At 64.1% G+C, this 18,812-nt stretch carries 20 protein-coding genes and 1 riboswitch; of the genes, 6 read left to right on the top strand and 14 right to left on the bottom strand.

Annotated elements, in window-relative coordinates:
• Positions 1 to 173: 173 nt before the first annotated feature.
• From FJ940_RS14570 to FJ940_RS14550, 5 genes are read right to left on the bottom strand one after another with little or no spacing between them, the layout of a single operon-like run.
• The gene (locus FJ940_RS14570) at positions 174 to 1,577 is read right to left on the bottom strand and encodes an FAD-binding oxidoreductase (RefSeq protein WP_140656964.1); all 1,404 of its coding nucleotides are present in this window, start codon (positions 1,575 to 1,577) and stop codon (positions 174 to 176) included.
• On the bottom strand, positions 1,577 to 2,878 hold the full coding sequence (locus FJ940_RS14565) for a cytosine deaminase (RefSeq protein ID WP_140648788.1): 1,302 nt from the start codon (positions 2,876 to 2,878) through the stop codon (positions 1,577 to 1,579). The genes FJ940_RS14570 and FJ940_RS14565 overlap by 1 nt, the downstream gene beginning before the upstream one ends.
• A 4-nt stretch (positions 2,879 to 2,882) precedes the next feature.
• On the bottom strand, positions 2,883 to 3,731 hold the full coding sequence (locus tag FJ940_RS14560; RefSeq protein WP_140516383.1) for an ABC transporter permease: 849 nt from the start codon (positions 3,729 to 3,731) through the stop codon (positions 2,883 to 2,885).
• Positions 3,718 to 4,548: an ABC transporter ATP-binding protein gene (locus FJ940_RS14555; RefSeq protein WP_140623229.1), complete on the bottom strand. Its 831-nt coding sequence runs from the start codon at positions 4,546 to 4,548 to the stop codon at positions 3,718 to 3,720. Before FJ940_RS14555 ends, FJ940_RS14560 begins: the two co-directional genes overlap by 14 nt.
• An 11-nt stretch (positions 4,549 to 4,559) precedes the next feature.
• The gene (locus FJ940_RS14550; protein ID WP_140656962.1) at positions 4,560 to 5,564 is read right to left on the bottom strand and encodes an ABC transporter substrate-binding protein; all 1,005 of its coding nucleotides are present in this window, start codon (positions 5,562 to 5,564) and stop codon (positions 4,560 to 4,562) included.
• A gap of 269 nt (positions 5,565 to 5,833) precedes the next feature.
• Between FJ940_RS14550 and FJ940_RS14545 the strand changes: the two genes are divergently transcribed.
• Both FJ940_RS14545 and FJ940_RS14540 read left to right on the top strand, forming a co-directional pair.
• Positions 5,834 to 6,217: a RidA family protein gene (locus FJ940_RS14545; protein WP_140495610.1), complete on the top strand. Its 384-nt coding sequence runs from the start codon at positions 5,834 to 5,836 to the stop codon at positions 6,215 to 6,217.
• A 54-nt stretch (positions 6,218 to 6,271) separates the two neighbouring features.
• Positions 6,272 to 7,075, top strand: coding sequence for a creatininase family protein (locus FJ940_RS14540; protein ID WP_140495609.1), 804 nt, complete (start codon positions 6,272 to 6,274; stop codon positions 7,073 to 7,075).
• 3 nt (positions 7,076 to 7,078) lie between these two features.
• On the opposite strand, the gene FJ940_RS14535 is transcribed toward FJ940_RS14540, so the two are convergent.
• On the bottom strand, positions 7,079 to 7,588 hold the full coding sequence (locus FJ940_RS14535) for a tyrosine phosphatase family protein (RefSeq protein ID WP_140495608.1): 510 nt from the start codon (positions 7,586 to 7,588) through the stop codon (positions 7,079 to 7,081).
• Positions 7,585 to 8,631 carry a threonine-phosphate decarboxylase CobD gene (cobD, locus tag FJ940_RS14530; protein ID WP_140521133.1) on the bottom strand — a complete coding sequence of 349 codons (1,047 nt, stop codon included), beginning with the start codon at positions 8,629 to 8,631 and terminating at the stop codon, positions 7,585 to 7,587. Before cobD ends, FJ940_RS14535 begins: the two co-directional genes overlap by 4 nt.
• On the opposite strand from cobD, the gene cbiB reads away from it, so the two are divergent.
• On the top strand, positions 8,630 to 9,598 hold the full coding sequence (gene cbiB, locus FJ940_RS14525; RefSeq protein WP_140656961.1) for an adenosylcobinamide-phosphate synthase CbiB: 969 nt from the start codon (positions 8,630 to 8,632) through the stop codon (positions 9,596 to 9,598). The two genes, cobD and cbiB, sit on opposite strands and share 2 nt — an antisense overlap.
• A gap of 333 nt (positions 9,599 to 9,931) precedes the next feature.
• On the opposite strand, the gene cobO is transcribed toward cbiB, so the two are convergent.
• The 4 genes from cobO to FJ940_RS14505 are packed head-to-tail and all read right to left on the bottom strand — an operon-like array spanning position 9,932 to position 12,048.
• Positions 9,932 to 10,546, bottom strand: coding sequence for a cob(I)yrinic acid a,c-diamide adenosyltransferase (cobO, locus tag FJ940_RS14520; RefSeq protein ID WP_140495605.1), 615 nt, complete (start codon positions 10,544 to 10,546; stop codon positions 9,932 to 9,934).
• A 1-nt stretch (position 10,547) separates the two neighbouring features.
• The gene (cobU, locus tag FJ940_RS14515) at positions 10,548 to 11,063 is read right to left on the bottom strand and encodes a bifunctional adenosylcobinamide kinase/adenosylcobinamide-phosphate guanylyltransferase (RefSeq protein ID WP_140521135.1); all 516 of its coding nucleotides are present in this window, start codon (positions 11,061 to 11,063) and stop codon (positions 10,548 to 10,550) included.
• Entirely contained in the window at positions 11,056 to 11,853 is a 798-nt protein-coding gene (locus FJ940_RS14510; protein ID WP_140656959.1) for a CbtA family protein, read from the bottom strand. Before FJ940_RS14510 ends, cobU begins: the two co-directional genes overlap by 8 nt.
• A 15-nt stretch (positions 11,854 to 11,868) precedes the next feature.
• Entirely contained in the window at positions 11,869 to 12,048 is a 180-nt protein-coding gene (locus FJ940_RS14505; RefSeq protein ID WP_140495602.1) for a CbtB domain-containing protein, read from the bottom strand.
• 35 nt (positions 12,049 to 12,083) lie between these two features.
• Positions 12,084 to 12,280: riboswitch (cobalamin riboswitch) on the bottom strand.
• A 134-nt stretch (positions 12,281 to 12,414) separates the two neighbouring features.
• Between FJ940_RS14505 and FJ940_RS14500 the strand changes: the two genes are divergently transcribed.
• Complete coding sequence (locus tag FJ940_RS14500) at positions 12,415 to 13,584, top strand: aromatic ring-hydroxylating dioxygenase subunit alpha (protein WP_140656957.1); 1,170 nt, start codon at positions 12,415 to 12,417, stop codon at positions 13,582 to 13,584.
• Positions 13,585 to 13,587: 3 nt separating this feature from the next.
• Here the strand turns inward: FJ940_RS14500 and FJ940_RS14495 are convergent, their stop codons facing one another.
• Positions 13,588 to 14,787: an MFS transporter gene (locus tag FJ940_RS14495; RefSeq protein WP_140495600.1), complete on the bottom strand. Its 1,200-nt coding sequence runs from the start codon at positions 14,785 to 14,787 to the stop codon at positions 13,588 to 13,590.
• 231 nt (positions 14,788 to 15,018) lie between these two features.
• Here FJ940_RS14495 and FJ940_RS14490 point away from each other — a divergent pair, with 231 nt between their 5' ends.
• Together FJ940_RS14490 and FJ940_RS14485 are read left to right on the top strand one after the other, a co-directional pair.
• Entirely contained in the window at positions 15,019 to 16,023 is a 1,005-nt protein-coding gene (locus tag FJ940_RS14490; protein ID WP_140656955.1) for a DUF1624 domain-containing protein, read from the top strand.
• Positions 16,020 to 16,496, top strand: a complete 477-nt coding sequence (locus FJ940_RS14485; RefSeq protein WP_140516398.1) for an isoprenylcysteine carboxylmethyltransferase family protein — start codon at positions 16,020 to 16,022, stop codon at positions 16,494 to 16,496. The genes FJ940_RS14490 and FJ940_RS14485 overlap by 4 nt, the downstream gene beginning before the upstream one ends.
• 299 nt (positions 16,497 to 16,795) lie before the next feature.
• Here the strand turns inward: FJ940_RS14485 and FJ940_RS14475 are convergent, their stop codons facing one another.
• Together FJ940_RS14475 and mgtE are read right to left on the bottom strand one after the other, a co-directional pair.
• Complete coding sequence (locus FJ940_RS14475) at positions 16,796 to 17,182, bottom strand: MerR family DNA-binding transcriptional regulator (protein WP_006203215.1); 387 nt, start codon at positions 17,180 to 17,182, stop codon at positions 16,796 to 16,798.
• 125 nt (positions 17,183 to 17,307) lie between these two features.
• Positions 17,308 to 18,726: a magnesium transporter gene (gene mgtE / locus FJ940_RS14470; protein ID WP_140656953.1), complete on the bottom strand. Its 1,419-nt coding sequence runs from the start codon at positions 18,724 to 18,726 to the stop codon at positions 17,308 to 17,310.
• Positions 18,727 to 18,812: the final 86 nt, after the last annotated feature.

The following is an 18,812-nucleotide window of genomic DNA, read 5'->3' as shown; positions in this document are numbered from 1 at the left end:
AGGTTGGCGGCAGCGCTTAAGCTGCCAATCTCCCCCCTTGAGGGGGGTGAGGAGTGGTCCGCGCAGCGGACGGGAAGCCAATTTCTTGGCTTTCCGAGCGACGAACGCCCGAAGCGACAGCGAAGGGCCTGGGCCGGAAGGCCAGAGGGGGGTGTTCAAGCGCGAACCTCTCCTCATCCCGTCCTCTGCAGCCCCTTGAACAGAAAAGTTCGTCCTGAACGGTAATCATAATCCGGGTTTTCCCAGGCGATCATCTTGCCGGGATTGAGCAGTCCTTGCGGATCGGTCTGGCGCTTGAAGGCGAGTTGCACCGCATCGGTCTGCTTCATGCCGCCCTCTTCCAGCGTGTAACGATGCGGGTTGAAGATCGGGCAGCCATTCTCCTCATGCAGGCGGATGATCTCGTCGAGCCGCGCCTCGGTGGTGAACTTGACCAGCGGCAGGCCGAAGCAGGTGACGTTGCCATCCAGCCGCACGAACTCCAGATGCGAGAACACTTCGCCCGGAAACATCGCGTCCATCTTCTCGACCAGCGCCAGCTGGTTGGGAAAGGGATAGAGCGACTGCAGATAGGTGATGTCGGGGTCGACCCGCAGCGCTCTGAGCGTTGTGTGGTTCCAGGCCAGCTCATAGGCCGGCGGCAGACCCTTCTTCTCCTCCGGCGTCGCCGTCGCGGCATTGAAGACCACCTCGCCTCCAGCCCGCCGCGTGAAAGCGAGAAAGGCGTCCAGCGCATGCCGCGCCACCATGACGACGCAGATGCTCTGCCCATCCTTCAGGAATTTCTGGTGCCGTTTGAAATAGAGCTGCGGCACCGGTGCCGCGATCGGCGTGATCAGCTTGGTCAGGATGCCGTCCTGGCAGGCCAGCGCGTTGGCGTAGCGCGCCGCATTCATGAAGGCGTCGAAGCCGACAATGATGTCGATCCACTCATAGGCCGCGGTCAGCGGCATTTCGACTTCCATGATGATGCCGTTGGTGCCGTATGCATGCGTCACCTTGTGCAGATCCTCGCCGGTGAGTTCGAGCGCCCTCGGCTCGGCCTCCATGGTTACCACGCGCAGGCGCAGCACATTGCCGAAATCACGCAAGCCGCCGAAATTGATCGAACCGACGCCGCCCGAACCGCCGGCGATGAAGCCGCCGATCGAGGCGGTGTTGTAGGTCGAGGGTGAGAGCCGCAGTTCCTGCCCTGAATGCGCCCGCGTTGCCTTGTCGATGTCGGCCAGCACCGCGCCCGGCCCGGTCACCACACGCCCCGGCGCGATCGACTTGATCTCGTTCATCTCGGCGAGATTGAGCACGACGCCGCCCGAGAGCGGCATCGCCTGGCCGTAATTGCCTGTGCCGCTGCCGCGCGGCGTCACTGGCACGCCATGCCGGTGGCAGGCGGCGAGCACGCGGATCAGCTCGGCCTCGTTCTTGGGCGTCACGACCAGGTCGCCGGTGACGTGATCGAGCTGCTGCTTCAGCACCGGGCTGTACCAGTAGAAATCGCGGCTTTTCTGCTGGACGATGGCCGGATTGTCGTCGAGTTTTATCCCGTCGAGATCGCGTTTCAGCGCGGCGATATCCATCAGTCCACCATCAGCTCGTCGAGTTCGGCATAGTCGGGCAATTGCCGGTCGATTGCGCGCCCGGCGCGCACGACGATGCGATCCGATTCGGGCCGCGACAGCAATTCCGTCCAGCTGCGGCCCTTGAAGACAATGAAATCGGCATCCCCGCCGGCGGCAAGCGTACCGAAACCATCGAGCCGCATCACATCAGCCGGCGTTGCCGTGACGGCCTGCGGCCAATCGGCGACCGGATGATCGAAATGCAGGATGCGCGTCGCCATGCGGTAGACCTCCAGCATGTCGAGATCGCCATAGGCATAGAACGGATCGCGGGTATTGTCGGAAGCGACCGCGACCGGAATGCCCCTCGCCTTCATCTCGTGCAGCAGCGTCACCCCACGCCAGCGGGGCGTGGTTTGATCGCGCCGCCGGTCCTGCAGATAAAGATTGCACATCGGCAGCGAAACGATCGCCAGCCCGGCTTTCGCCACCTTGTCCAGCGTGTCCAGCACCTCGAGGTCTGGCTGGCGCGCCAGCGAACAGCAGTGGCCGACGAGGATCTTGCCCTCGAAGCCGTTCCACAGCGACGCCTCGGCGATCTTCTTCAGCGAGATCGCCGCGACGTCGTCGGTCTCGTCGGCATGGAAATCGAGATCGAGGCCATGCTTGACGGCTTGGGAGAAGACATGGTCGAGCAGTTCTTCCAGATCCGGCACCATGTAGGTGACGACGCCAAGCACGCCCTTGGCGGCGGCCACCCTTTTGGCCAGCCTGTCGAACCAATTCTTGTCGCGCACGCCCTCGACGCCAATCAGGCAGGCGCCCTGCAACTCGATGCGGCCGCGCCACCTCTCGCGCATCGTCTCGAACACCGGCCAGGAGATTTCCTCCTGCGGCGGGACACTGTCCAGATGCGTGCGCAGTGCTTTGGTGCCATGCGCGTAGGCGCAGCGCAGCGAGAAATCCATGCGCCGCGCCACGTCCTCGGCACTCCAGCGGTCAGTGCGGTCGGCACCTGTGGCATTCAGCGCCCCGATGAAAGTGCCGTCAGGATTGGGTTTTCGCGGCCAGATATGGCCCTTGTCGATATGGGTGTGGCAATCGATGAAGCACGGCAGGATTATGCGCCCGCCGAGGTGGATCTCATCGGCAGGTGCGTTCGATTTGCCAGGAACAGCAATGCTGGAAATCTTGCCGTCGCCCACCGCGATGTCGGCAAGTGCGAAACCGTCGCCGTCGAAGGGCGCGGCAAGGCCAGGCGTGACGGACCGATGAACGCGTGCGTTGGCGAGTCGGTATGAACCTGTGTTCGGAATCAAGGCGCTACCGCTCCTGCTTCAGCGCGCTCTCGTGCCAGCGCCGTAAGATGAGATGCGAAATCAGCGACAGCACGAGGAAGATCAGGATGCCGGTCAGCGAGATCAGGAACAGCGCCGCGAACAGCCTGGGCGCGTTCAGCCGGTAGCCGGCCTCGATGATGCGCGAGGCGAGGCCCGAAGACTGGCCGGTGGCGCCGGCGACGAACTCGGCCACCACCGCGCCGATCAGCGACAGGCCGCCGGCGATCTTCAGCCCGCCGAGAAAATACGGCATCGCCGCCGGCAGCCTGAGATAGCGCAATTGCTGCCAGCGCGTTGCGCCGTTGAGCTTGAACAGGTCGCGCAGATTGCGGTCGACCGAGTTCAGGCCGAGGGTGGTGTTGGAGAGGATCGGAAAGAAGGCGACGATCCAGGCGCAGAGCAGAAGCTTGGTCGTCTGGTTGTCGACATAGATGTTGATCAGCGGGAAGATGGCCACGATCGGCGTCACCTGCAGCACGATGGCGAAGGGAAAGAACGACATCTCCACCCATTTCGACTGCGCGAACAGCACCGCCAGCCCGACGCCGCCGATGACGGCAAGGAGCAGACTGAGGAAGGTGATGCGCAAGGTGACCAGCAGTGCGGAGAACAGCAGGCCGGCGTCGTTGTAGAGCGTTGCCAGCACCACACCGGGACGCGGCAGGATGTATTGCGGAATTTCATTCCACACGCAGATACGGTCCCACAGCCAGATCGCCAGGATCATGATCGCCAGCGGCAGAACCCAGCGGCCGATCCGCTCGAGCCGCTCCTGGCGCGCGCGGCGTGCTTCCTCGGGGTCGAGTTTCAATGCACCGTCAAGGGTCGTCATGATGCGAGCCTGCAATTGAATTGATGGCCTTGGCCAGCACGTCGGACGTCTGCCGGCACAGCGCCGCATAATCGGGGGAGGTGCGAAAGGCCTCGTCGCGCGGATAGGCCGCATCGATGGCAAGCTCGTCGAAGATCCTGCCTGGCCGCGCCGCCATCACGACAACCCTGTTGGACAAAAACACGCTTTCGAAGACGCTATGCGTGACGAAGACGACGGTGAAGCGCTCGTCCTGCCACAACTCCAGCAGATCGTTGTTGAGCTTGAAGCGGGTGATTTCGTCGAGGGCCGCGAACGGCTCATCCATCAAAAGCACGCGCGGTTTGGTCACCAGGGCCCGTGCGATCGAGACGCGCATCTTCATGCCGCCCGACAGTTCGCGCGGCACCGCGTTCTCGAAACCGGTGAGATGAACCCTTGCCAGCATCTCGGTCACCACCGGTGCCGCCTTGGCGCGGCTGACGCCCTTCAGCCTAAGCGGCAGCCAGACATTGTCGAAAACGCTGGCCCAGGGCAGCAATGTCGGCTCCTGGAACACGAAGCCGATGTTCGAGCGGTCGAGCGAACCGCCCGCACGCCAGTCGAGCATGCCGGAGGTCGGCGTTGACAGGCCAGCGATCAGCCGCAGCGCCGTCGACTTGCCGCAGCCGGACGGCCCGAGCAGGCTGAGGAAATCCCCTTCCCGGATCGTCAGGTCGACGTCGGCGAGCGCCGTCACGCCATTGGAAAAGACCTTGCCGACGCCCCGCAGCGCCAACAATGCCGGAGCCGTGTCGGACCCGTTCGCCGGCGCCTGCGCTACCTGTTCCCGCATCATGCTGGGACGGCCTATTTCTTCAGCTCGAGCCCGACGCCCTTGTTGACGAAGGCCAGCGTGTAGGCTTTCGTGATGTCGATGCCGGCGGGCGTGACCTTGGCCTTGACCATCTTGTCGTAAAAACTCTTGATCCGCGCCTCGTTCATGGCGCCGATGCCGAGCTTCTCGGTGTCGCCGAAATCGGCTAGGCCGAACTTCTTCATCTGCTCGATTGAGAAAGCGATCTGCTCATCCGTCATGTCAGGATTGTCTTTCTTGATCATGTCGTTGGCGGCCTTGTTGTCGCCGTAGAGATATTTGTACCAGCCCTTGGCCGAGCCATCGACGAAGCACTGGACCACCTCCGGCTTCTTGTCGATGGTGTCCTGCATCACCTCGATCGTCGTCGAATAGGTGTCCCAGCCATAGTCGGCGAGCAGGAACTGGTTGGGCACGAAGCCGCCTTCCTTTTTGACCGCGAACGGCTCGGACGTGACATAGCCTTGCTGGATCGACTTCTTGTTGGCGAGGAAGGGAGCAGTGTTGTAGGTGTAGGGCACGCGCTTGGCCGCGTCGAAGCCGAGCTCGATGATCATCCACTGGAAGAAGGTCTGCGCGCCCTCGTCACCCAGAATGTACTGCTCGGCGTTCTTCAGGTCCTCCCATTTGTCCAGCCCCTCGCCGGGATGGGACATGATGACCTGCGGATCCTTCTGGAAGTCCGCCGCCACCACGCGCATCGGAATGCCTTGCTGGACGGCGTCGAAGGCCGACAGCAGGTTGCCGCCCATGTAGAAATCGATCTTGCCGGCCAGGAGCATCGGCCGGCCGCTGACCTGCGGGCCACCCTGCATGATGGTGACGTCGAGGCCGCAGGCGGCATAGGTGCCGTCGGCCACGGCCTGGTAGTAGCCGCCATGTTCCGGCTCGGCCAGCCAGTTGGTGCCGAAGGTGACTTTTTCATTTGCCGCGGCACCAAGCGTGCTCGCTGCAAGCACGGCCACCGCCGCTACCGACATCTTCAGTTTTCCGTACATCGACACCACCACCCTTTGTTTGCTCCGGCGCGCCACGCGCCAGGCTCGACACCAGAGATTCAAGAAGCAAGACACATGCCACCGGCGTCTCGCGCCGGGACCCGCCCGCCTGCACCACAGCCATCTGCGAACGCCGGAAAGGTCGTGCTGCACCGGAGGCATCGTGCCTATTTTTTAAACGCCTGTCCACAATCGCACCGGCGACATGCACCGCCATCTTGAAGCTGTGATGAATCCAGTCTTAGGCTGGCGGTATCCAGGAGATTGCCATGTTCAAGTTCCTCACCCCGAAGTCGATCAAGCCGCCTTTTGCCCGCTACAGTCACGGCGTCGAAGTGCCCCCGGGCAAGCGGCTGGTGTTGTGTTCAGGCCAGGTCGCGATCACGGCGGACGACCAGATCCCCGAAGACGCCGGCGCCCAGGCCGAGCTTTGCTTCAAGAACATCGCCGCGATCCTCGGCGAGGCGGGGCTGGGGCTCGGCGATATCGTTCGCATCAACGCCTATGTCACCGACCGCGCGCATCTGAGACCCTATATGGATGTTCGCGACCGGCTTTTTTCGAACCCCGCGCCGGCCTCGACCCTGATGATCGTCAGCGGATTTGCCCGGCCTGAATTCAAGGTCGAGGTCGAGGCCATCGCGGCCGGGTGATCGACACGCCGTGTATCTCGCGCTAGGTCTCACCGTTCATCGAAGAGGCATGACATGACCGTAGCAAAAAGACGTGTGTGGTGGGGTGACTATCGGACCACCGAATATGCCTCGATCGATCCCGAAGCGACGATCGCCGTACTGCCGGTGGCGGCGATCGAGCAGCATGGACCGCATCTGCCTGTCTCGACCGACACCTCGATCATGAACGGCATGCTCGACACGGTGATCGCCCGCCTGCCCGACGATCTCGACATCCGCATCCTTCCGGTCCAGGCGGTGGGCAAATCGAACGAGCATCTTCACGCGCCGGGCACGCTTACTTTGCCGGCAACGACGCTGGCGGACGCCTGGACCGAGCTTGGCGTGTCGATTGCGCGGGCAGGCGTGCGCAAGCTGGTCGTCGTCAACTCGCATGGCGGCAACGAGGAGATCATGGGCATCGTCACGCGCGAATTGCGGGTGCGCGAAAAGATGCTGGCGGTGAAGACCAGTTGGCAACGCTTCGGCCGCCCGGCCGGCATGTACACCGAACTCGAGGACCGCCACGGCATCCATGGCGGCGACGTCGAGACCTCGCTGATGCTGCATTTCCGGCCGGATCTCGTCGACATGGCCAGGGCCGACAATTTCGTGTCCAATGTCGCCAAGGCCGAGAAGGAATTCGCGCTGCTGCGGCATACCGGCACCCACGCCTTCGCCTGGATCGCCAGCGATCTCAACCCGAACGGCGTGGTCGGCGACGCCAGCATTGCCACGGCTGAAAAAGGTCGGCTGACAGCGGAACATCAGGCTGATGGTTTCGTCAGCCTGCTTAGGGACGTACGCAAGGCGAAGCTCGCCGATTGGCTGAAGTAGCCTCTAGCCGTCGATCCTCAGTTCGAACGGGTTGCCTTCAAAGGCATCGGCGCCGCGCCCGATCGCTTCGATTGCCGCGATCATGCGGCCGCCTCGACCAAGCAGCGCGTCGGCCACCGCGATCAGCCGCGGATTGGGCGTCGCCGAAGGCGACAACCTCCGCAACGTCCGGGCCAGCTCGGCCTCGTCGCGTTTCGGCGCCAGCGCGGCAGCGATGATATAGGCGGAGGCTGTCGAGCGGCTGATGCCGGCATAACAGTGAACGACCATCGGCCTTGCGCGGTCCCAGCGGCGCGCGAAATCGAGCAGATTGCGCACATGCTCCTCGCCCGGCATGGTCATGCCATCCTGCGCCGCCGCGATGTCGTGCATGACCAGGTGCAGATGGTTTTCCCTCATGATCGAGGCCGGGCGGAGCACATCGGTGCCGGCGGCCAACAGCGACAGCAGCCGCTCGGCGCCGGTCCTCGCCACCGTTTCCTCGACCTTTGCCAGCGAGCAGACATGGATCATGGTTTGATACCTTCCGCTCGATCCTCGCGCCGGGCCGCCCATTCGGCAAGGGCGGATTCAAGCCGCAGCCACTCCTCCCCGTTCCCCGGCAGGCCGGCCCGCAGGACATGCGGGCGGTCGGTGAAATGGCGAAGCAGGATGCCGCGTTCCCCAAGCACAGAAAACAAGCCGGCGGCATCCGACAGCCTGAGATAGCGGAACAATGTGGTGCCGCCCGCGGCAGGCACGCCGAAACGACCGAACAGCCCGTCGAGCCGAGCCGATACCTCCGCCAGCGACGCGCGCATCGCGTCCTGCCAGCCGATATCGGCAAGTGCGCGAATGCCATATTCCAGCGCCGGGCCGGCGACGGCCCAAGGTCCGAATTGCGTTTCCAGCCGTTGGGCCGTCGGCGCATCGGCAAGCGCGAATCCAAGCCGCAGGCCGGCCAGCCCAAAAAACTTGCCGAAAGAACGCAGCACGACGATGCCGCCCTGGCCGACATCGCCGGCAAGGCTGTGTTCGCGCGGGCCGACATCCATGAACGCCTCGTCGACGACCAGCAGCCCGCCCTTGGCGCGCAAACCGGCGGCCAGCGCCAGCAGCCGGTCGCGCTCGACGATGCGCCCATCCGGGTTGTTCGGGTTGACCACGACGGCAAGGTCGGCATTCGCCAGATCAGCGAAATCGCTGACTTCGGTCACCTCGTGCCCCGCGATCGCCGCCGCGCGGGCATGTTCGGCATAGGTCGGCCCTAGAACGAGCGCCCTGCCCGGCGCGACCAGCGATGCCACGCGCGGCAGCAGGATCTGCGTACCGGGCGCAGCGACGACATTGGCTGGCGAGGGCGCACCATAGCTACTGGCTGCGATCGCCGTCAGCTCACGCGCCCGCCCCGCTTCCGGCAATCGCGACAGCGAGGTGGCGGGCAGCTCGAAAAGCGGGTAGGAGTGCGGATTGATTCCGGTCGAGAGGTCGACGAAAGGCTGGGGGGCGTTGGGGAAAAGCGCCCTTGCCCGGCCGAGACTTCCACCATGGTCCACCGCTCCTTCAAGAAGCTTCATGTCAGTCCTGATCGCTTTCCTGTCATTGGCCATCGAATCCGCGCTGGGCTACCCCGACTGGCTGTTTCGCGCCATCGGCCATCCCGTGACGTGGTTTGGCAGGCTGATATCCTTTCTCGATCGCAGGCTCAACCGCGCCACTGATCCCGACGCACTGCGTCGCCAACGTGGTGTCCAGGCGCTTCTGGTCATCGTGCTGGTGCCGGCGCTAATTGGCCTGTGCGTGCAGATCCTGCTCTGGTTCGTTCCCCTGGGACTGTTCATCACCGCCCTTCTGGCAACATCGTTCCTGTCGCAGCGGAGCCTTTATGAGCATGTCGAGGCCGTCGCCGATGCGCTCGACTCGGGCGGCCTCGACATGGGCCGCGCCGCCGTCTCGCGCATCGTCGGCCGCGATCCCGAAACCCTCGACAGGGCCGGCGTCTGCCGCGCGGCGATCGAGAGCCTGGCCGAGAATTTTTCCGACGGCATCGTTGCCCCCGCCTTCTGGACGGGCGTCGGCGGCCTCGCCGGCGGCGCCGCCTACAAGGCCGCCAACACCGCCGATTCGATGATCGGCCATCGCACGCCGCGCCACGAAGCGTTCGGCATGGCAGCCGCACGCTTCGACGATTGGATCAACCTGCCGGCGTCGAGGCTGACGGCGTTGCTTATCACGTTGGCGGCTTTCCTGGTGAAAGGCGCCGACGCGAAAGCCGCATGGCAGGCGGTGCGGCGCGACGCGAAAAAACACCGCTCGCCCAATGCCGGCTGGCCGGAGGCGGCGATGGCCGGCGCACTTGGCCTGGCGCTCGCCGGGCCGCGCAGCTATGGCGGCGTCGTTGTCGACGACGCGTTCATGGGCGAAGGCGGCCGTCGCGAAGCCGACAGCATCGACATAAGGCGGGCGCTGAAACTCTACCGCGTCGCCGACTGCCTGTTGATCGCGCTGTTCGGCGTGGTTTCGGCGATCGTCATTCTGGCATGATCTCACCCCCCCCGTGAGTTCTCTCCCGAAGGGGAGGAAGGGAGCCGGGCTGCAACAGGTTCGCGCCTTTCCTCTCCCCCGTCGATCGGGGGAGAGGTGGCTCGGCGAGCCGAGACGGAGTGGGGGTCGACGAGCTCGGCAGTCGCGTTTCTCGCACCCGCCGGGTTGCGCCTGCCTGTCTGCGGACCGCGCGTTCGATAACCGCCTTCCCCCAATCCGTCGCTGCTTCGCAGCGCCACCTTTCCCCCCCTCCGGAGGGAAAGGAAGTGAGCCCTGCTGGAAGCGTTTGGCGACCAGACTTGAATGCTCATCCACAAAAGGGGACAACAGCTCTCAAAACTCCACCCCCTGCTGCGCCTTCACGCCCGCCGCGAAATGGTGCTTGGTCAGCCCCATCTCGGTCACCAGGTCGGCCGCCTCGACCAGCGCCGGCTTGGCGTTGCGACCGGTGACGACGACATGCAGGCCCTCGCGGCGCGCTTTCAGCGCGGCAACCACCTTGTCCAGATCGAGATACTCGTAGCGCAGCGCGATGTTGAGTTCGTCGAGCACGACGAGACTGATCGACGGATCGGCCATCAGCTCCAGCGCCTTGGCCCAGGCGGCCTCGGCCGCCGCGATGTCGCGCTTCAGATCCTGTGTCTCCCAGGTGAACCCCTCGCCCATCGCGTGCCAGACGACGCGGTCGCCGAAGGCGGCGAAGGCCTCCTTCTCACCCGTATGCCATTTGCCCTTGATGAACTGGACGACGCCGACGCGCTTGCCGTAGCCGAGCATCCGCAGCGCCAGGCCAAAGGCAGCCGTGGTCTTGCCTTTGCCCGGGCCGGTGTTGACGATCAGCAGCCCCTTTTCGACCGTCTTGCTCGCCACCTCGGCGTCTTGGACCGCCTTGCGCTTGGCCATCTTGGCGCGGTGGCGCTCTTCGTCCTTTTCGTCGATGTCGGTCATGTCACTTCACCTTGAGCGGCAGCCCCGCCACCATCAAAAGCACGGTCTCGGCAATCGCCGCGACCTGCTGGTTGAGCCGGCCGGCGGCGTCGCGGAACCGGCGCCCCAGCGCATTGTCGGGCACGATGCCTTGCCCGACCTCGTTGGATACCACGAACCAGGGTCCGCGCGGCCGCGACAGCATGTCAGCCAGCCGCCGACATTCGGCCTCTACATCATGATCGGCCAGCATGTGATTGGTCAGCCAGAGCGTCAGGCAGTCGACAAGGACCGGCTGGTCCTCCGGTAGGGCCTCGAGTGCACCGACAAGGCCAAGCGGTGCATCGATGGTCGTCCAGCCCTCGCCGCGCCGCGACCGGTGCAACGCGATGCGCTGCCGCATCTCGTCGTCATAGGCTTGCGCCGTGGCGATGTAGGTCCATGGCGAAGGCAAGGCCGTCATCAGCGTTTCGGCGTGCGCGCTCTTGCCGGAGCGCGCACCGCCGATGATGAAGGTCAGTCTTCCGCGATCAGGCAAAGCTGTCGCGCAGGCTCGTCGCGCTGCCGGTGAAGCGTCCGCGCACCACGACGACGACAGCGCCGAGCACGAGCCAGAACACCAGGTTGGTTACGGTTACCGCCACCACGAACTGATGGTGCAGGCCTTCCGGAATCGGCGTCTCGAAACTGTCCGGCTGCGGCGCGCCGACAATATGCGGCGCGACGATCAACACCACGCCCAGAATCGCCAGCGGCAGTGATTTGCGGAAGGCGATCAGGGCAAGGCCGATCGCCGTCGCCGCCACCGTCGCCGTCCACCAGATCTGGCGTGGCAGAAGCTCGGCGGCAGGCATGGCCGGCAGTTCCGGCGGCAGGCCGAGGCCCGGCGCCAGCGTGAACACGGCAAAGCCGGCCAGTCCCCAGAACACGCCCTGGCGCCAGTTGCCGATGCCGCCGGCGAATTCCGAAACCGCGACCAGGACCAGCGCGAAGCCGATGCCGGTGACGATGTTGGCAAGCACGCTGAAGGCGAAGCGCTCGAAGCCGTCGGCCGGCGCCCAGCCTTCCTCTTCAGCCGGAACAGCTTCAGCGGCTGCCGGCGCGGCGGAGCTCATGGCATTGCCCGCCGGGGCGGCAGAGTTCATGGCGTTGTTGTCGGTCGGGGCCGGTGCGGTATGGTCGTGGTGGTGGCCGCCGCCGGCCTGTTCGTAGACTTCCGCCTTCAGGATCAACGGCACGGTGGCATAGGCCTGCATGCAGGCGAGAACGACACCGGCCACGAGCCCTGCGATCGCCGCGATGAACACGACGTTGCGAAACAGGTTCATGATGTCAAATCCCTATCAGTGGCAGGGAAACGCCATCGAGTGGCGATAGTCGTGCGCGGCATTGTGGACCGCGTCGATATGCGAGAAACCGACAAAGCCTACGACGAAAACGCCGAGCAGCGCCGCGAGCGCGAGCTGCAGGAGGCGCGACTGCGAGGAGATGGAGGCGCCGAGGGAGACGGAAGCGGTATTCATGTCTTGTCCTTTCACCCTCCACCCGAGGGCATCGAAGTCAGTTTCCTGTCGCCGGCAGGTCTCCTGGCTCGCGGATCAGCGCCCTTCCCCACCTTCCCGAAGAAAATCTTCAGTGGCATATGGAGAGGACTACCGCACACAGTTGCGGGGGCAGCCACGGCATTGGGCAACAAATCTGCCCGCACCGCATTCCCTCTTGGCTCCAATCGGAACCGACGACGAAGGTGACTATAGGGAAAATCGCCGCATCCGGCAAACCAAATTCCGACGGCGACAAGCGCTTTAGCGCCGTCCGGCCGCTTGCTCCGCTGCAATTGACAATTTCCGTGGCCGGGTGTCGGCTGCCATCCTCACAGGAGGCCAGCCATGCAGCCCGTCCAGAGCCAGCACGCCCCCTATAACGGCCTCACCCGGGCCGAGCCGACATTGCCGTCCTCGGCCTATTGGGATGCGGCGGCCTACCAGCGCGACCTCGACGCCATCTGGTACAGGAACTGGCTGCTCGTCTGCCGTGAAGCTGATCTCGCCCAACCGCTGGCTTTCCGCACCTTCCGTGTCGGCAGCCAGGAGATCGTCGTGCTGCGTGACGATACCGGCGAACTGCGCGCCTTCCACAACACCTGCCGGCATCGCGGCTCGCAGCTTTGCCAGGAACGCGAGGGGCGGCTGAAGGCGCGGCTGATCACCTGCCCCTACCACGCATGGTCCTATTCGCTGCGCGGCGAGCTCGTGCGCGTGCCATCGAAAACGCTGCCCGAAGGTTTCGACAAGGCGGACCATCCGCTCTATCGCGTCGCGCTGTCGGTCTGGCGCGGCTTCGTCTTCGTCAATCTCGCGGAAGATGCCGCCGGCTCGGCGCACTCATCCTTCGACCCGGCCTCCGGCGATCTCGGCAACTGGCCGCTGGAATCGCTGGTATCGGGCCATGTGCTGCGCAAGGTGATGAACTGCAACTGGAAGATCTTCTGGGAAAACTTCAACGAATGCCTGCATTGCCCCGGCGTCCACAAGGACCTGTCGCGGCTGGTGCCGATGTACGGCCGCGGCCTGATGGGCCGGCATGACGACCCCGAATGGACCCGCCATGCCGACAATGACGCGCCGGAATTTTCCGGCGGGCTGCGGGCGGGTGCCGAAACATGGTCACGTGACGGCCAGGCGCATGGGCCGGTCTTTTCGGGCCTGACGCCGGCCGAGCGCGCCGCCGGCCAGACCTACGCCACCAGCCTGCCCTCGATGTTCATCGTCGGCCACGTCGACTATGTCAGGTCCGTACGGCTGGTGCCGCTTGGCCCCGAGCAGACCGAATTGACCGCCGAATGGCTGTTCGCGCCCGACGCGCTCGCCGCCACCGACATCGACAACATCGTCGGATTCGGCACCCAGGTGCTGGAGGAGGATGCCGCGATCTGCGAGGTCAACCAGAAAGGGCTGCGCTCCATGCGCCATAAGGCCGGCGTGCTGATGCCGGAGGAGTACGACCTCCACCGCTTCCACGATTGGGTACGCGAACGACATGCTGCGCTTGTGCCGTAAGCTTCACAGCGACTTCGGCAGATACCGCCAGGTGACATAACCGCAGACCGCCGCAAGCAGGCCGAGCGTGACGAAAACCGAGCCCAGTCCGAAAAAGGCCAGCACCACCGAGTAGACCAGCGGCGGCGTCAGTTCGGAAAAGTCGAGATAAGTGCGGTAGACCGCAGCCATCTGCGCCCGCTCATAAGAGCGGACCGAGCGCATGAAGGCGGTCGAGCCCAGCGCGTCGAGCGCGATGGTGAAGAAGGCGCCGCACAGCAGGAAGGCGCCGGTGACGAGCGGCGCGCTTTCGCCGACGGCACCCGCCGCCAGCAGCACCACCGACATGGCGAAATAGGCAAAAGTCATGGTCCTGCGGCCGCCGAAGCGCTTACCGGCCTTGCCCCAGAAAATCGCCATGAACAAAAGCGCGTTGCCTGCCGAAACCAGAATGCCGCCGGCAAGTTCGCCCTCACCGGTGATGACCATGAACAGCGGGCCATAGACGAAAAATGTCGTCCAGAAGCAGGAGCGGCCGAAGGCGATCAGCCAGGCCAGCCTCAGCCTCGGCTGCGCGACGAAGCGGCCGATATTGGCCAGCGGGTTGACCGGGCGCGTCTTGCCCGGCCGGATCGAGGGATTGTCGCCGAGCCGGTAGGTCCAGAACAACGCCAGCAGGGCCAAGGCGAATACGGCGACCGCGCCATGCGCGGCATAGATGCCGAAGCGCGTGTAGAGAAAGATGCCGAGCGTCGGCCCACCCGTCCAGGCAAACATCGACCACGCCATGCGCAGCGATTCGGCCTGCATGAAATCGGTCTTGCGGATGTGGTCCATGATGTAGAGGTTGAGCGTGATCGACAGCGCACTGGCGCCCATGACACGGCACAGCATGCCGGCCAATTGCCCTGCGAGCGTATGCGTGACGAAGAACAGCGAGCCGATCGCCAGCAGGCAGGCGCCCGCCGTGTAGACCCAGCGCCGCGCGAAGCGCTGGATCAGCATCGGCATGAACAAGGTCACGGACAGGCCGAGCATCGCCACGATGGTGTAGAGGATCGAGACGATCTGCTCGTTGTGGAGGATCTCGTAGGCCTGGATCGGGATGACGCTCGACACCGTGGCGCGAGCGAAGGATTCGACCGCGTAGAGCGAGGCGAAGGTGCGGGCATCCGCGGCCTTGAGGGCCGGTAGCCAGATCGGATGGCGCACATGCGTGGACATTGCTTCCCCAAAGCAGAATCACCAGCCAAATCTGCGGCCATCATTTCGCGACCGGTAACAGGAAACCGACGTGCCCCGGTTAAAACGAAGCCGGTCAAAGGCTTTCCGGTGCTGGCCTAAAGGGGTGCCTGATGCAGCGCCGGCTGATCGTCCGTATCGAAGCTCACGGCCTTCTTTTGTCCGGCGTAACCGTGATAGTCCTCGTGCGGGGCTGAATCAGATCGCGAGACCATGAGCATCCAGACGCCGACCATGCCCGCCGCGGAGTTGCCGAAGACCAAGCGCATCGTCGCCGTCGACATGCTGCGCGGCATCGCGCTGATCGCCATGGCGAGCTACCATTTCACCTGGGACCTGGAATTCTTCGGCTACACCGATCCCGGCCTGACCGCCTTCGGCTGGTGGAAGTTCTATGCTCGCTGCATCGCCTCGACCTTCCTGTTCCTGGTCGGCGTCAGCCTGTATCTCGCCCATGGCAAAGAGATCCGCTGGAACGGCTTCTGGAGACGCTTCGCCATGGTCGCCGGAGCGGCGATCGCCATTTCGGTCGCCACCCGTATCGCCACGCCGGACGGGTGGATCTTCTTCGGCATCCTGCACCAGATCGCGCTGGCGAGCCTGCTCGGGCTGGCATTCCTGCGCCTGCCGGCGCTGCTCACACTGCCGATCGCCGCGGCGGTCATCGCCATTCCCTTCTATTTTCGGCTGGAATCGTTCGATCACCCCTGGCTGTGGTGGGTCGGGCTTTCCGCGGTCAACCCACACTCCAACGACTATGTCCCGCTGTTCCCGTGGTTCGGTGCGGTGCTTGTGGGCCTCGGAGCGACCAAGCTTGCCTCCGGCTTCGGCGCCTTGGCGCGCCTGGCAGATGTGGCACCCGGGCGCTGGTCCAACCCGCTGGGCTTCATCGGCCGGCACAGCCTGGCCTTCTACCTGATTCACCAGCCGCTGCTGATCGGCAGTGTCTGGTTGTTCTCGCAAGCAATGCCGGCCAAGGTCGAAACCCCGCAGGTGAACTTTCTCAAGACCTGCCAGATCTCGTGCGAGCAGCAGCGCGACAGCAAGTTCTGTTCGAGCTATTGTGGGTGCATGCTGGACACGCTGGAGGGCGAGGCAACGCTTGATCGGCTCTACAAGAACGACCAGACCGCCGAATGGAGAGCGCATCTGGCGGATCTCGCCGGCACCTGCACGGCCCGGACCGACAGCAAGATGACGGAGGAAGGTGTCGAATGACCGAGACCCCGCCCAAACCTGGGCTGATACCGTGGCCGCCGCTGATCTACATCGCCGCCATCGCCATCAGCATCGCGCTCGGCTTGCTTTTTCCCCTGCCCTGGATCGGCGACCTCCTGGGCGACCTCCTCTACGCGGCCGGCTGGGTGGCGCTGTTCGGCGTCGCCGCACTCTGGTTCACCGCCATCCGCACCATGACGCGGGCCAAGACCACGCTCAACCCCAACGCCGTGCCGGACCATTTGGTCACCACGGGTCCTTTCGGCATCACCCGCAATCCGATGTACCTCGCCAACACGCTGCTGTTGATCGGCGTTGCCTTCATCTCCGGGATCGTCTGGTTCCTGCCGCTCGCCTTCGTCGCCGCCTTCGTCACGCAGAAGGTCGCGGTGGAAAAGGAAGAAAAGATGCTGTCGGCAAAGTTCGGCAAAAAATACCGCGACTATGCCAAAAGAGTGCGGCGCTGGATTTGAGCATCTGAACGCCGGCTGCCAGAGCCATATCGGGAAGATAACGGTTTCCGATTTGTGGCGGAGACCAACAATTTGTCGATGTCGGCGCCGCCCCTCACCTGCCTGCCGGCATCCTCTCCCCGTATAGTGACGGGGAGAGGGGCGCTGTCATCAGCGGTTTCGCCAGCCACCAGCGTTGCAGGAAAGAGACCGAGATCACGGTCAGCCCCCTTCTCCCCGTCACTATACGGGGAGAAGTGCCCGGCAGGGCGATGAGGGGCGGCGCCGACTCTAAAGCGATTGTCCTGCCTGGAAGGCCGCTACGTATTAACCCCGAGCTCGACCAGCCGCTCAACGCAGGATTCCTCGGCCTGGTCGAGTTCGGCCAATGTCTCCTCGAGGTCGCGGCGCTTTTGCCTCAGATCCTCGCGCTTTTCCTCGATGCGCTTGATCATCAGCTTGAGCTGGCCGACCTCGCCGGGCGGTTCCTTGTACATCTGGATGATTTCGCGGATCTCGTTGATCGAGAACCCGAGCCGTTTTCCGCGCATGATCTGCCGGATCAAGTGTCGGTCGGATGGGCGAAACAGCCGCGTGCGGCCCCGCCGCACCGGCTGCACCAGTCCCTCGTCCTCGTAGAACCGCAGCGTCCGCGTCGACACGTCGAATTCGCGCGTCAGCTCGGTGATCGAATAATATTCCCGCATTCTCGCCCCATAGCCGGAGATTGGCGACTGCTGCTCTCCGTCCGCGGCAGACCTGCCGGAATCGGCCGCAGTCTGCCTGTCGCCGAGCCTCGCACGGCATTTACGTAAAAGTCAATTGAGCCGGATCAATGGACGCCGAACCACCACGTGGCAAGGCCCAGAAAAGCGAAGAAACCAACGACGTCGGTGACCGTGGTGACAAACACCGCCGAAGCGACCGCGGGATCGATCTTGAAGCGGTCGAGCAGCAGCGGGATCAGGATGCCGGCAAGGGCCGCAACGAACATGTTGATGATCATGGCCGCGGCGATGATGCCGCCCAGATTGGCATCGCGGAACCAGACGGCGGCTACGATGCCGATCAATATGGCGAAAACGATGCCGTTGATGAAGCCCACGCCTATCTCGCGGCGAATGATGCGGCCGGCATTGTAGATGTCGAGATCCCTTGTCGCCAGCGCCCGCACGGTGACGGTCATGGTCTGCGAACCGGCATTGCCGCCCATCCCGGCCACGATCGGCATCAGCACAGCGAGCGCCACAATGCGCTCGATCGTGTGGTCGAACAGGCCGATCACCGATGCCGCAAGGAAGGCGGTCAGGAGATTGACAAGCAGCCATGGCACACGCGAACGCGAGGTCGAAAAGATGCTGTCGGAAAGCTCTTCGTCGCCGACGCCGCCCATGCGCAGGAGATCTTCCTCGGCTTCCTGCTGGATGACGTCGACGACGTCGTCGATGGTCAGCACGCCGACCAGCCGCTCGTTCTCGTCGACGACGGCGGCCGACAAAAGGTCATATTGCTCGAACTCCCGCGCGGCCTCTTCCTGGTCCATCGTGGCCGGAATGGCGTGCCGCGTCTCATGCATGACCTCCTCGACCTTGACCGAGCGCTTGGTGCGCAGGATCTGGTCGAGGTCTATGGCGCCAAGCAGCTTGAAGCTCGGGTCGATGACGAAGATCTGGCTGAAGCGGTCGGGAAGGTTCTTGTCCTCGCGCATGTAGTCGATGGTCTGGCCGACCGTCCAGAACGGCGGCACCGCGACGAACTCCGTCTGCATGCGCCGCCCGGCGGTCTCCTCGGGGTAGTCGAGCGAGCGACGTAGCCTGATGCGCTCGGTAAACGGCAGCTGCGACAGGATCTCGTCCTGGTCCTCCGGTTCGAGATCCTCGAGGATGTAGACCGCGTCGTCGGAATCGAGTTCCTGCACCGCCTGGGCAATCTGCGCGTTGGGCAGATTGTCGACGATGTCCATGCGGATCGCCTCGTCAACCTCGGTCAGCGCGGAAAAATCGAAGTCGGCCCCCAAAAGCTCGACAAGGGCGCGCCGCTGGTCGGGATGCAGCGCCTCGATCAGGTCGCCCATTTCCGACTGGTGCAGGTCGTCGACCTCACGCTTGAGCGTGAGCGTATCGCGGTCGGCGATCGCCGCGCCGATCTGGGCGAGAAAGGACGAAAGGACAGCGCCGTCCTCACCGTAGATGTCGGCGCGGTGTTCGTCAGCGACCCCAGCGCCGGTCGTCCGTTCGTCCTGGCCTTCCACCAGCGCCTCCCGCCATTGCAATCCTGGAAAAGGTGCATCTCAGGTCTAGAACATCGGACCCGAAAGTGGAAACCGGTTTCGGGAAA

This window comes from Mesorhizobium sp. B2-3-7 (assembly GCF_006442695.1).
In the GTDB taxonomy this organism is placed as follows: domain Bacteria; phylum Pseudomonadota; class Alphaproteobacteria; order Rhizobiales; family Rhizobiaceae; genus Mesorhizobium.
The sequence above is the reverse complement of the archived record's forward strand: the minus strand, read 5'-3'. Positions and strand labels throughout refer to the sequence as shown.